11 protein-coding genes are annotated in these 12,651 nt (G+C 62.0%); 10 read left to right on the top strand and 1 reads right to left on the bottom strand.

Going from position 1 to position 12,651, the window contains the following annotated elements:
* The first annotated feature begins 37 nt into the window (after nt 1-37).
* Nucleotides 38-964, top strand: a complete 927-nt coding sequence (locus AAFN47_RS19300) for a LysR substrate-binding domain-containing protein (RefSeq protein ID WP_499810880.1) — start codon at nt 38-40, stop codon at nt 962-964.
* On the opposite strand, the gene AAFN47_RS19295 is transcribed toward AAFN47_RS19300, so the two are convergent.
* Nucleotides 945-1,604: a TetR/AcrR family transcriptional regulator gene (locus AAFN47_RS19295; protein WP_499810879.1), complete on the bottom strand. Its 660-nt coding sequence runs from the start codon at nt 1,602-1,604 to the stop codon at nt 945-947. The genes AAFN47_RS19300 and AAFN47_RS19295 overlap by 20 nt on opposite strands.
* A 70-nt stretch (nt 1,605-1,674) precedes the next feature.
* On the opposite strand from AAFN47_RS19295, the gene AAFN47_RS19290 reads away from it, so the two are divergent.
* The 9 genes from AAFN47_RS19290 to ftsY all read left to right on the top strand — a co-directional run bounded on the left by AAFN47_RS19290 (nt 1,675) and on the right by ftsY (nt 12,646).
* Nucleotides 1,675-3,015: a flavin-containing monooxygenase gene (locus AAFN47_RS19290; RefSeq protein ID WP_499810878.1), complete on the top strand. Its 1,341-nt coding sequence runs from the start codon at nt 1,675-1,677 to the stop codon at nt 3,013-3,015.
* Entirely contained in the window at nt 3,012-3,914 is a 903-nt protein-coding gene (locus AAFN47_RS19285) for a bile acid:sodium symporter family protein (RefSeq protein ID WP_499810877.1), read from the top strand. Before AAFN47_RS19290 ends, AAFN47_RS19285 begins: the two co-directional genes overlap by 4 nt.
* Nucleotides 3,915-3,919: 5 nt before the next feature.
* Nucleotides 3,920-4,849 (top strand): SDR family oxidoreductase, encoded by a 930-nt coding sequence (locus AAFN47_RS19280; RefSeq protein ID WP_499810941.1) that lies wholly within the window; start codon nt 3,920-3,922, stop codon nt 4,847-4,849.
* Nucleotides 4,849-5,616 carry an SDR family NAD(P)-dependent oxidoreductase gene (locus tag AAFN47_RS19275; protein ID WP_499810876.1) on the top strand — a complete coding sequence of 256 codons (768 nt, stop codon included), beginning with the start codon at nt 4,849-4,851 and terminating at the stop codon, nt 5,614-5,616. Before AAFN47_RS19280 ends, AAFN47_RS19275 begins: the two co-directional genes overlap by 1 nt.
* A 345-nt stretch (nt 5,617-5,961) precedes the next feature.
* On the top strand, nt 5,962-7,500 hold the full coding sequence (locus AAFN47_RS19270) for an MFS transporter (protein ID WP_499810875.1): 1,539 nt from the start codon (nt 5,962-5,964) through the stop codon (nt 7,498-7,500).
* 77 nt (nt 7,501-7,577) lie between these two features.
* The gene (locus AAFN47_RS19265) at nt 7,578-8,585 is read left to right on the top strand and encodes an MBL fold metallo-hydrolase (RefSeq protein WP_499810874.1); all 1,008 of its coding nucleotides are present in this window, start codon (nt 7,578-7,580) and stop codon (nt 8,583-8,585) included.
* Nucleotides 8,586-8,672: 87 nt separating this feature from the next.
* Nucleotides 8,673-9,557 carry a diaminopimelate epimerase gene (gene dapF / locus AAFN47_RS19260; protein ID WP_499810873.1) on the top strand — a complete coding sequence of 295 codons (885 nt, stop codon included), beginning with the start codon at nt 8,673-8,675 and terminating at the stop codon, nt 9,555-9,557.
* Nucleotides 9,554-10,840, top strand: a complete 1,287-nt coding sequence (mtaB, locus tag AAFN47_RS19255) for a tRNA (N(6)-L-threonylcarbamoyladenosine(37)-C(2))-methylthiotransferase MtaB (RefSeq protein ID WP_499810872.1) — start codon at nt 9,554-9,556, stop codon at nt 10,838-10,840. Before dapF ends, mtaB begins: the two co-directional genes overlap by 4 nt.
* Nucleotides 10,841-12,646, top strand: a complete 1,806-nt coding sequence (ftsY, locus tag AAFN47_RS19250; protein WP_499810871.1) for a signal recognition particle-docking protein FtsY — start codon at nt 10,841-10,843, stop codon at nt 12,644-12,646.
* The last annotated feature ends 5 nt before the right edge of the window (nt 12,647-12,651 follow it).

Here is a 12,651-nt window from a genome sequence, read left to right as displayed (position 1 = left end):
CATCGACTTTTTCTGGTCACTGTTTTAGAAAAACTGAATGAAGAATCTGAATCGCGTCCATCTTTCCGGATTGCGGGCGATCGAGGCTGTCGGGCGGCTCGGCAACTTGCGACTTGCCGCTGAGGAACTCGGCGTGACCCCGGGCGCGGTGAGCCAGCAGGTGCAGAAGACAGAGCTTCAACTTGGTCAGACGTTGTTCGACAGAAAGGCGAAAGGTCTGGAAGTGACGCCGCGTGGCCGCGAGGTGATGCGCCATCTCACAGCCGCGATGGCCGAACTTTCAACGGCGGTTTCCCTTGCCGAACAGGCAAGCAGCGACACGCTGACCGTATCGGTCGCGCCCGTCTTCGCCGGCAAGTGGCTGGTATGGCGCTTGACGGATTTCTACAAGGAACATCCTGACATCCGCGTCCGGGTCGACGCTTCCATTGCGCTCGTCAATCCTGAATTGTCGGACGTCGACGTCTGTATTCGCGTCGGCAAGGGCGGCTGGACGGACGTGCAGGCCGAAACGCTGGTCGAACACCGGGTCTTTCCTGTGTGCAGCCCGGCGATCGGCGCGAAGATCGAGAGGATCGAGGATCTGGCGCATGTTCCGATCATTCGCGACGAAGGCGAGATGTTCCAGTGGAACACCTGGCTGTCGCCCCAGGGCTATGATCAATCCATGCTGGGCGACGGCCCCCGCTTTTCCGACGGGTCGTTGTGCCTGGACGCCGCCATCGCCGGCCAGGGCGTGTTTCTCGCCTGGGAAACGCTGGCCTTCGATGCGCTCGAGATGGGACGGCTCGTGGCGCCCCTGCCGGATTGCCATCCAACAGGCTTTTCCTACTGGTTGGTCACTGGGCTTCACAGGCGCAAATCCGAAAAGGTGCGCGTATTCGAGAAATGGCTGCGCCGCATGCTCGCCGCTTCCCTGCTGTTCGAGGTCGACGGCGCCCGGTTTAAGAAAGAGCAGCCCTGATTCCCGCCTCGCAATAGTCGAGAAGACAGCGCTCCATTGACATGCCGTCCGCTTCGGCTCCGGCGAGCGCGTCGATGCGCCAGCGGGCCGTCGTAAGCGACAACATCGCCGACACCGAAAAAACCAGAGCCGCTACGATTTTCCTGTGGTCGCTGCCCGGATAAAGCATCGCGATTTCGCGAGCAAAGGCGGTCGCGACCGGATCGAAGCAGGCCTCGCTGATATGCCGCCATCGAATGTCGGTCGAGACATGGGCGATCAGCCTGGCGTATGCCAGCCACTGCGGCCCGCCATGCGCCGCCTGGTCCAGATAGGGGTGGATGAACGCCTCGAGTACGCTCCTGACCGTTGGTCGGCCACGCGCCTTTACATCTTCGAGCGCCTGCAGGCGCAATTGCGACAGTTCGCCTGCGCGCCGCGCGACGACCGTGAAGAAAAGATCTTCCTTGGCGCCGCCGTGAAAATTGACCTGGGCGAGGTGGACCCCGGCGAGCTTGGCCATGTCGCGCAGCGACGCCCCGTCGAAACCGCGTTCTGCGAACAGCTTTTCGGCCGCGTCGAGAACGCGGGCCCGGGTTTCGAGCGAGCGTTTCGAAGGCGCCCTTTGGCGTCGTGATTCCTGCGTCCTGACCGCATTCATAAAAATATCTTGCACTATTTTTAACGTTCGTTCAAATTAATACGAGTGGGATGGAGGAGTTTCCACTCGGATGACCAAACAAACGAACAAAAACATCGAGACGACGGACGCCTGGGCGCTGATCGGAGCCGGACCGATGGGTCTCGCCATGGCGAAGACCCTGGTCGAACAGAAAATCCCTTTCGAGGGCTTCGAATTGCACGACGATGTCGGCGGTCTGTGGGATATCGAGAGCCCGCGCTCGACCATGTACGACACGGCGCATCTCATATCCTCCAAGCGGATGACAGAGTTCACGGATTTCCCGATGGCGGACAAGGTCGCCGAATATCCGTCACACCGCGAGATGCGAACCTATTTTCGTGACTTCGCCAGCCATTTCGATCTCAACAAACACTACCACTTCAAAACGGAAGTACTATCGACAGAACCCGTCGGCGAGGGCGGCGAAGGCTGGCGCGTGCGCTGGCGCAACACGGACGGCGGCGAACAGGAGAAAATCTTCGCCGGCGTTCTGATCGCCAATGGCACGCTTTCCGAACCCAACATGCCGGAGTTCGATGGCGACTTCGCCGGCGAACTGATCCACTCCAGCCAGTACCGCTCTCCGAAGCAGTTTGACGACAAACGGGTGCTGGTGATCGGGGCAGGCAATTCCGGCTGCGATATCGCGGTCGACGCCATTCACCACGGCAAAAGCTGCGACCTCTCCATGCGGCGCGGCTACTACTTCGTGCCTAAATATGTGTTCGGCAAACCGGCCGACACCGTGGGCGGCGCCATCAAGCTGCCGATGTGGCTGAAACGGCGCATCGACGGCGTGATCCTGCGCTGGTTTGTCGGCGACCCGCAGAAATACGGCTTCCCGAAACCGGACTACGCGCTTTACGAATCGCATCCGGTCGTCAATTCCCTCATTCTCTTTCACGCCGGCCATGGCGACATCACGATCCGACCGGACGTGAAGCGTTTCGAAGGCAATACGGTCCATTTCAGGGACGGAACCTCGGCGAACTACGACATGGTGCTGGCCGCCACCGGCTACCGGCTGCACTATCCTTTTATCGACAGTCAATACCTCAACTGGCAAGGCGACGCGCCGCACCTCTATCTCAACTGTATGCATCCGGATCGCGATGACCTATTCGTGCTCGGCATGGTCGAGGCGTCCGGCCTTGGATGGCAGGGACGCCATGAACAGGCTGAGATGGTCGCGCGTTACATCACGGGCCTGAAATCAGGCAGCGAGGCGGCCCGAAAAATTCACGACGAAAAGGCTGGCGGCTTCGAGCGGCTGACCGGCGGCATGAATTATGTCAAGCTGGCCCGCATGGCCTATTACGTCGACAAGGCGACCTACCGCAAGGCAATCACCGATCGCATCGCCTCGCTTGCCGGGGGGAAGGCATGAACGATATCGACGCCATTACGCTGAATTTCAGCCCGGGCAGCCTGCAGTTGCTCAACGGCATATTGGCGATCGTCATGTTTTCGATCGCCCTCGACCTGAGGCTATCCGATTTCCGGCGTCTGCTGCATGCGCCGAAGGCCCTCGTCGTCGGCCTGTGCTCGCAGTTTATCGTACTGCCGGTGCTGACCTTCCTTATGATCCTTGCGCTGCAGCCGCGCCCTTCGATCGCCCTCGGCCTTATTCTTGTCGCCGCCTGTCCGGGCGGCAATATCTCCAATTTCATCACGCATCGCGCCGGCGGCAACGCGGCCCTGTCCGTATCGATGACGGCCTTCGCCACGGTCGGGGCGATCGCCCTGACGCCCGCCAATATCGCACTCTGGGGCAATCTTTACGAACCGACGCGGAAAATCCTTGAGACGACGTTCATCGATCCCGTCTCTGTGGCGATCACGGTCGCGTTTATGCTGATACTGCCGCTTTGCCTTGGCGTCGCGCTGAACACCTGGCGCCCGGAAATATCGGCGAAGATCCGCAAGCCGATGCAATGGCTCTCCATGGCAATCTTCCTCGCCTTCATTGTCATCGCGCTCGCCGCCAACTGGACATTCTTCCTGAACTATGCGGGCATGGTCGCCGCCTTCGTCTTCCTGCATAACGCCCTGGCGCTCGGCGGAGGTTACTTGCTGGCGCGCCTGAGCGGCCTGTCCGAGTACGACCGGCGCGCCGTGACCATCGAGACCGGCATCCAGAACTCCGGACTGGGCCTTGTCCTGATCTTCACCTTCTTCGGCGGCCTTGGCGGCATGGCCGTCGTGGCGGCCTTTTGGGGTATCTGGCACGCCATATCGGGCATTGCGCTGGCGCACTGGATGTCCCGGACAGAGGCCGCGCGTTGAAACGCATGCTGATTACCGGCGCCTCCGGCAATCTCGGCATGGCGCTGCTGAAGCAACTGACGCCCACCGGCGATCTGGTCGTTGCGACGGATATTCGCAAACCTCCGAAGCTTTCGAAAAACGTGCGTTTCGCAACAATGGACGTGCGCGGCCCGGACCCGGCCGAGGTGATCGCCAGGGCGAAGCCGGAGGTGGTGGTGCATCTCGCCTCCATCGTCACGCCGCCGAAGGGCATGTCGCGCGATTTCGCCTACGCGGTGGATGTGACCGGAACCCGCAACGTGCTGGACGCCTGCCTGGCGAACGGCGTGCGCCGCATCGTCGTCACATCGTCTGGCGCGGCCTATGGCTATCACGCCGACAATCCCGTGCCGCTCACCGAACTCGATCCGCTGCGCGGCAACAGGGAATTCGCCTATTCCTGGCACAAGCGGCTGGTCGAGGAGGTGCTGGCGGAGGCCCGCATCAACGCGCCGCAACTCGAACAGGTGATCCTGCGCGTGGGAACCGTGCTGGGCGCCGGCCTTGAAAACCAGATCACGGCGCTGTTTCACCGCAAACGTCTGCTTGCGGTTGCGGGATCGGACAGTCCCTTCGTCTTCATCTGGACGAAGGATCTGGCGCGCATCCTGCTGCGCGCCGCGACCGACGGCCCGCAAGGCATCTACAATGTCGCCGGAGACGGGGCCCTGTCGGTGAAGGAGATCGCAGCGATGCTGAAAAAACCGGTGCTGTCGATACCGGCGCCCGCTTTGAAGGGCGCACTCGCCATCGCCAAACCTCTCGGACTGTCGCAATACGGTCCGGAGCAGGTACGTTTTCTTCAATTCAGGCCGGTTCTCGACAACACCGCCCTGAAGCGCGATTTCGGCTATACGCCTGAACTCGCCAGCGCCGAAGTCTTCGAACTCTGGCGCAAGGCGGCCGGGCTTTGATGCGCACCGCAGTCATCACCGGCGGCGCAGGCGGGCTCGGCCGCGCGCTGGCGACCGGGCTGCAGGCGCGCGGCTGGCACACGGCGCTGATCGATCTTCCGGGACCGGAACTCGAGGCCATCGGCGAATCCGAGCAGCAAAAGGCCTGGCCATGCGACATCACCGACAGCGACAGACTCGCGGCCACCTGTGACGCAATCCGCGCCGAACGTCCTTCGATCGACATGGTCGTCTACAATGCGGGTGTTACGCTGATCGGGGCATTCGCCGAGAGTTCGCCGGAGGCGCATCGCCGCGTCTTCGAAATCAACTATTTTGCGGCCGTCGAGACTGCCCGGCATTTTCTGGAGGACATCCGGAAATCGAAAGGCGCGCATCTGGCGATTTCTTCCGTGGCGGGTTTCTCGCCGCTTGCCCGGCGCACCGCCTACGCGGCCAGCAAGCACGCGCTGGAAGGATTTTTCGGCTCTTTGCGGTCCGAGGAAAAAATCCATGGCGTCAGAACCGTAATCGCCGCGCCGTCCTTCATCGCCACCAACGAAGGCAATCCGGCAAGACAGACGGACGGCGTCTCCCGGCCGGGTTCGGCGACCGACAGCATCGATACGATGACGGCCGACGACGCTGCAAAAATAATCCTGAAGGGCCTCGACGCGGAACGCGACATGATTCCCGTCGGCCGCGTCGCGCGGCTGTCCTGGATGATCAATCGGCTGTCGCCCCGACTTTTCCAGCGTCTCATGGAGAAAAACATCAAGGACGATTGAGAAGACCCGGAAAAGCCTAAAAAAGGGGGACGGCGCACCGGCTGCGCCGTCCCCGGTTGCCGCAGGTCATGGGAGGTCCTTTATCCTGCGCAACCGCGCTGTCGAGGAGCCCCATCCACTCTCTCTGACAGCGCTTGCAATGACTGCAGTCGACATGCCTGGGCGGGGCAGGACTGCAGTCTGCCTATTGATAGAATGAAGAGCGACCGTCGTTCTGTGATAAATCGCACAAAGCCGGCCAATGCTTCTTCTTCATCCGCAAGTAACGTCGAAATTGCCTCCACAACCGGCAGGTGTTAGGCTGACGCGCACCACGCGGTCGGGATGCAACAGACGGAGAGGCGCTTGCAGGAGTCACAAACCGGAAAGTGGCGGGCGCTGATCGGCATCAGCATTCTCAGCATTGTCGTCTTTGTCGATTTCACGATCGTCAACACGATCCTGCCCGGCGTTCAGCGCGACCTCAATGCATCGGTCGACGATCTCCAGTGGGTGATGAACGCCTTCATCCTGATGCTGACGACCTGCATGGTCACGGCCGGACGGATGGGCGACATCTACGGACGCCGCATGGTTCTGTACGCCGGCGCCGTCGTCTTCACCGTCGCATCGCTGATCGCCGGCATGGCCGAGAACACCACCCTGCTGATCGCCTGCCGGTTTGCACAAGGCATTGCCGGCGCCATAACGCTGACCTGCGGCGCTGCCCTCGTCACTCATCATTTTCCGGAATCCGAACGCAGCAAGGCGCTGGCCGTTTTCATGAGCATCACAGGCTTCGGTATGGCGATCGGGCCGGTGCTCGGTGGACTGTTCCTTTCATTCCTCTCGTGGCGCTGGGCCTTTTACGTCAACGCGCCCATGGTGATCCTCGGATTCGCCATTGCGTGGGGCGCCGTTCGTGAAACGCCGCGACAGACCGACGAGAAACTGGACTGGCTCGGGCTCGCGCTGTTCACTCCCGGCATGATCGCCATCGTCACTTTCATCATGAAGGGCAACAACTGGGGATGGGACGCGCCTGCCTCGATCGCCATGATCGTGGCCGGAATCGTGTTTCTCGCCGCGTTTGTGGTCGTCGAATACCAGGCTGAATCGCCCATACTCGACTTCAAGCTATTCGGGATCCCTCTGTTTCTCGCCTGCAACATCATGGCGCTGGCGATTGGCGCCTTCATCGGCCTCGGCTTCTTCCTTCCATCGCTCTACCTGCAGGTCGTGCGCAACGAGATTCCGTATGTCGCAGGACTGATGCTCCTGCCGATCTCGGCGCTCGTCGTGATCATTCCGCCGCTCATCGGCGACCTCGCCGAAAAGAACGGTCCCGTCCGCTTCATCATGACCGGCCTGGTTTTTCTCGTTGCGGCGGCGCTGGCGCAGAGCTTCTTCACACCGGACAGTCCGGCGCTTTTCGTGCTGTTCGGCCTCGGCCTGTTCGGTCTCGGATGGGGTCTGATGCAGGCCACCTCCACATTCGCCGCAACCTTGGCCCTGCCGGCGACTATGTCGGGTCTCGCAATCGGCGTGCTCTACACGGTCTGGAACATCGGCTCCAGCATCGGCCTAGCCGTGGGCGGCCTGATTCTCGAGGAGCGCGACAAGGCCAGCCTCGACGCCGCGCTCGCGCAACTCAACATCACGCTGGATGCCAAGGATCAGGATCTGATCCGCAGCGTCTTGTCCGATCCCAGCCAAGTCAAAAAATTGCTCGGCGAACTGGCGCCCGGTCTGGAAGACAAGATCCTGCCCCTCTTCAAGACCGCCTTCATGGCCGGATACAGCGGCGCCATGTGGTTCCTTTTCGTCTTCTGCCTGGTCTGCGCCATCGCCTTCGCCATCAGCGTGCGCGCCGGCGGATCGAACAAGAAACCCTCGCCGTCTTGATGATCCACGAGAAAAGAGACCTGTCCGAGGTCTCCGCGCATTGAACGCAGCAACGGAGCGCCTATCTGACATCCACGATGATCGGCGCCAAAAGAAACAATCCCTATTACCAGGGTCCGAAGACGGACCATTTCGACGGAAAGCTGTTTTTCAATCCCGGCGGCGTGGCGCCTGGCTCCTTGCGCGACGTCCTGAAATGGCAATTCACCGAAAAACGCGCGCGCTGGCCGAAACGCTATGAAAGTCCGCACCTCAACGCAAAGCCGGAACAACGGGTAGAGAACGGCGACATCATCGTCACCATGGTCGGCCATGCGACGATGCTGGTGCAGATGGACGGCGTCAATCTGCTTACCGATCCTCTCTGGTCGGAACGCACGAGCCCCCTGTCTTTCGCAGGGCCGAAGAGGCGCATTGAACCTGGCATTGCTTTCGACGATCTGCCGCCAATCGACGCGGTTCTTCTGACGCATAACCACTACGACCATCTCGACCTGGAGACGTTGAAGCGGCTGCGCCAGGACCACGACCCGCTTGTGGTGACGCCGCTCGGCAATGACACGATCGTAAAAAGCGCCGTTCCGGACATGCGCATCGCCGTCGGCGACTGGGGCGACACTATCCAGCTCGAACAGGGCCTGACGCTGCATTTCGAGCCTTGCCATCACTGGTCGGCGCGCGGTTCGACCGATCGGCGCATGGCGCTTTGGGCGGCCTTTGTGATCGAAGGCGGAGCAGGAAAAGTCTACCACATCGGCGACACCGGGTTTCACGACGGTATCAACTATCGCGAGGCGCGGCGCAAACACGGCGACTTCCGCCTGGCGCTGCTTCCGATCGGCGCCTACGAGCCGCGCTGGTTCATGAAGCCGCAGCATCAGAACCCGGAGGAAGCCGTGGCTGGCCTGAAGCTCTGCGGCGCCGCTTACGCCGTCGGCCACCATTGGGGCACGGTGCAGTTGACCAACGAGGGGATCGAGGATCCTGTTCACGCGCTGCAAGCAGCCCTTGAGCAATTTGCGATCGAACGCGAGCGCTTTCGACCGCTCACCGCCGGCGAGGCCTGGCGCGTCCCGAAAAGCTGAGTTTCCCGTAACGCTTTTTTCAGCGGGCACTGGCAATTTACCGGCACTTCGGCCATATACGGCTCAAATTCGGCACCGGACAGGACAATGGCGCCTTTTGCGAAGATGAACGGATTAGGAAACGACATACTCGTGGTCGACATGCGCGGCCGCGACGACGTTGTTGCGCCCGAAGCCGCGATCGCACTGGCCGGCGACAGCCGCACCGCCTTCGACCAGATCATGGCGATACACGATCCCAAGCGCGCCGGAACGGACGCCTGGGTCGACATCCTGAATTCCGACGGCTCGAAGGCGCAGGCCTGCGGCAACGGCATGCGTTGCGTCGTGCAGGCGTTGGCCGCTGAAACCGGGCGGCGGGTCTTCACCTTTCAGACCATCGTCGGCATTCTCAACGCAAGCGAACACGAAGACGGTTCGATTTCCGTCGATATGGGAACGCCGGAATTCCGCTGGGACCGGATCCCGCTTTCCGAAGAATTTCGCGACACCCGCATGATCGAGTTGCAGATCGGACCGATCGACGCGCCGGTTCTGCACTCGCCGTCCGTTATGTCGATGGGCAATCCGCATGCGATCTTCTGGGTCGATACCGATGTTAACGGCTACGATCTGGAACGGTTCGGACCGTTGCTCGAACATCATCCGATATTTCCGGAAAGGGCCAATATCTCCATCGCGCGGGTGCTGTCGGACAAGGAGATCGATCTGCGGACCTGGGAGCGAGGCGCTGGCCTGACAAGGGCTTGCGGATCGGCGGCCTGTTCGGCTGCGGTTTCGGCCGCCCGCACCGGGCGCACCGGTCGATCGGTTGCGGTCAATGTTCCGGGCGGGCCGCTCGCCATCGAATGGCGCAAGCGCGACGACCACGTCATCATGACCGGACCGGCCGAATGGGAATTTTCCGGCGCGCTCGACCCGAAGACCGGCGTCTGGGAGCCGGACACGGCGGAAACCGGGGCCGTCTCATGAGCGGCGTCGACATCATCACCTTCGGCTGCCGGCTGAACACCTATGAATCTGAAGTCATGCGCCGCGAGGCGGAAGGCGCCGGCCTCAACAACGCTATCCTGGTCAACACCTGCGCGGTGACGGCCGAGGCGGTGCGGCAGGCCAAGCAGACGATCCGCCGCGCCAGACGCGACAATCCGCACGCCCGCATTATCGTCACCGGCTGCGCGGCCCAGACGGAGGCGGAAGGCTTCGCCGAAATGGACGAGGTCGACGCCGTTCTCGGCAACGAGGAAAAGCTGAAATCGGCCAGCTATCGACGTCTGCCGGATTTCGGCGTTTCGGCGGAAGAAAAGATCCGCGTCAACAACATCATGAGCGTCAAGGCGACCGCGCCGCAGATGGTGGATGCAATTGAGGGCCGCGCGCGCGCCTTCGTGCAGGTGCAGAACGGCTGCGACCATCGCTGCACCTTCTGCATCATTCCCTATGGCCGCGGCAATTCGCGATCCGTGCCGATGGGCGCGGTGGTCGAACAGGTCAGGAAACTCACCGCCAATGGCTATCGCGAAGTGGTTGTGACCGGTGTGGACGCAACAAGTTATGGCGCGGACCTGCCCGGCCGGCCGACGCTCGGAAAACTCGCCCGCACGATCCTGGACGAGATTCCCGAGATCGAACGGCTGCGGCTGTCCTCGATCGATTCCATCGAGGCTGACGATCACCTTATGGAGCTGATCGCGGGAGAGCCGCGTTTCATGCCGCATCTTCACTTGTCGCTTCAGCATGGCGACGACATGATGCTGAAGCGGATGAAGCGACGGCATCTACGCGCCGACGCTGTGGATTTCTGCAACACGGTTCGCGCCTTGCGGCCGGACATGGCCTTCGGCGCCGACATCATCGCTGGCTTTCCGACGGAAACGGAAGCCATGTTCGACAATGCGCTGTCTCTCGTTGACGACTGCGACCTCGCCTATCTACACGTCTTTCCCTATTCCCCGCGCGAGGGCACGCCCGCTGCGCGCATGCCCCAGCACGACCGCGGCCTGATCAAGCAGCGCGCTGCGCGACTGCGTGAAAAGGGCAATGAGGCGCATCAACGTCACCTGGAGCGAATGATCGGCGCCACACAGAAGGTGCTCGTCGAGCGGCCCGGCCTCGGACGCGCCGAAAACTTCACGCTGGTGGAGACCGGGGATGGCCGGCCGGGAGAGATTGTGTCCGTTACCATCGACGGGCAGAATGGCGACCGGCTCACAGCCGCCCCCATCGACCACCAATCCGGCAGTCAGGCAGCGTAAATGGCACTTGGTTTTATCAAAAAGGTCTTCTCCTTCAGCTCTAAGAAGACGGAAGACAAGAACAAAGCGTCCGCCGAAAGCCGGGCCGCCTCTCCGCGAGTGAAGTGGGACGACGAGCCGCAACAGGCCGACCGGCCCGAACTGCCGCCCGAAATACCGACGGCGGTCAGCACGCCCGTCGAGCCGCCACAACCTGATCCGGAACCGGAACAGCCTTTGGAACCGGAGGCCGAAACAGAAGAAACGTCGGATACGGAACCCGAAATAGAGCTCGAAATCGACATCGAAACGCTTGCGGAGACCGAGCCGGAAGAACCCGTTTCCGAACAGGAAGATGAAAGCCAACCGGCAGCGGAGCAAGAGCCTCGGCCGGTGGAAGAAGCCGCGCCGGCCGCTGCGGAAAAGCCGGTGGAAGAAGACACTTCCTGGGAGGAATGGAAGCCGGCGATCGCGAGACGTCAGCCGCCGATTTTCCCCGGTTTGAAAAAGGCAGAGGAGAAACCGGAACCACCGGCCGAGGCGGAGGTAGAGCCTGCGACGGAGACGCCGGCCAGGGAAGACGCAGCCGCGCCAGACGAAAAGATCGCGGATGCGGCGCCCGGCGAGAGCGAACAGACATCCGAACCGGAAACGCAGGCGGCGAGCCCGGAAACGGACGTAGAAACCGGTTCCGAAACCGAAATCAGGTCTCCGAAAGAAGACGAAGCTGCTTCGGCGGAGGCAGCGCCGACGGAAGACAAGGCGCCTGCGGAAGAAACGACTGCGGCGGCAGCGCCGAAGGAAGCGGAACCTGTCGCCTCAGAACCGGAAGAACCGGTATCCCAACCGGTGGAAGCCGCCTTCGAGCCGGTCGCCGAACCGAGCGGCTTCTTCGCCCGGCTTAGACAAGGCCTGTCGCGCACCACGTCGCAACTGACCGAGCAGATCAGCGGCGTCTTCAACAAGCGCAAGCTGGACGAGGACACGCTGCAGGACCTCGAAGACGTGCTGATCCAGTCCGATCTCGGGCTGGAAACTGCGCTGCGCATCACGGACACGCTGTCGTCTGGCCGCTACGGCCGCGACATCTCGACGGAAGAGGTACAGCGCATCATGGCGAGCGAAATCGTCAAGGTGCTGGACCCTGTCGCAAAGCCGCTGGAACTGGATCTGGCGCACAAGCCGCATGTCGTGCTCGTCGTCGGGGTCAACGGCACCGGCAAGACGACGACGATCGGCAAACTCGCCGCCAAGCTGCGCGAGGGCGGCCTCGACGTCATGCTCGCCGCCGGCGACACGTTCCGCGCCGCGGCGATCGAACAGCTCAAGATCTGGGGCGAGCGCACCGGATCCCCTGTCGTCTCTTCAAAACTCGGCGCCGATGCGGCGGGCCTCGCCTTCGACGCCTGGAAGCAGGCGAAGGAAGCCGGCAGCGACGTGCTGATCATCGACACGGCCGGCCGGTTGCAAAACAAGACCGAGCTGATGGCGGAGCTGGAAAAGATCGTCCGCGTGCTCGGCAAGAACGACCCGGAAGCCCCGCACACGGTGCTGCAGACGCTTGACGCCACCACCGGCCAGAATGCGCTCAGCCAGGTCGAGATCTTCCAGAATGTAGCCGGCGTCAACGGGCTGGTCATGACCAAGCTCGACGGCACCGCGCGCGGCGGCATCCTCGTCGCCATTTCGGCGAAGCACAAGCTGCCGGTCTATTTCATCGGCGTCGGCGAAGGCGTGGAGGATCTTGAGCCCTTCGAGGCGCGCGAATTCGCATCCGCAATCGCCGGCGTACCGGCCGGCAAATCAGAAACCCGAGACCTGGAGTAAGCCGC

The organism is Hoeflea sp. CAU 1731, assembly GCF_039888615.1.
Classification (GTDB): Bacteria; Pseudomonadota; Alphaproteobacteria; order Rhizobiales; family Rhizobiaceae; genus Flavimaribacter.
Note: the sequence above shows the minus strand (reverse complement) of the source record. Positions and strands in the feature narration are given on the sequence as shown.

Excerpts from the sequence above, each read along its gene's own strand:
- AAFN47_RS19275 (WP_499810876.1), top strand. The coding sequence starts at position 4,849 with ATGCGCACCGCAGTCATCACCGGCGGCGCAGGCGGGCTCGGCCGCGCG.
- AAFN47_RS19280 (WP_499810941.1), top strand. The coding sequence starts at position 3,920 with ATGCTGATTACCGGCGCCTCCGGCAATCTCGGCATGGCGCTGCTGAAG.
- AAFN47_RS19265 (WP_499810874.1), top strand. The coding sequence starts at position 7,578 with ATGATCGGCGCCAAAAGAAACAATCCCTATTACCAGGGTCCGAAGACG.
- AAFN47_RS19295 (WP_499810879.1), bottom strand. The coding sequence starts at position 1,604 with ATGAATGCGGTCAGGACGCAGGAATCACGACGCCAAAGGGCGCCTTCG.
- mtaB (WP_499810872.1), top strand. The coding sequence starts at position 9,554 with ATGAGCGGCGTCGACATCATCACCTTCGGCTGCCGGCTGAACACCTAT.
- dapF (WP_499810873.1), top strand. The coding sequence starts at position 8,673 with ATGGCGCCTTTTGCGAAGATGAACGGATTAGGAAACGACATACTCGTG.
- AAFN47_RS19290 (WP_499810878.1), top strand. The coding sequence starts at position 1,675 with ATGACCAAACAAACGAACAAAAACATCGAGACGACGGACGCCTGGGCG.
- AAFN47_RS19285 (WP_499810877.1), top strand. The coding sequence starts at position 3,012 with ATGAACGATATCGACGCCATTACGCTGAATTTCAGCCCGGGCAGCCTG.
- ftsY (WP_499810871.1), top strand. The coding sequence starts at position 10,841 with ATGGCACTTGGTTTTATCAAAAAGGTCTTCTCCTTCAGCTCTAAGAAG.
- AAFN47_RS19300 (WP_499810880.1), top strand. The coding sequence starts at position 38 with ATGAAGAATCTGAATCGCGTCCATCTTTCCGGATTGCGGGCGATCGAG.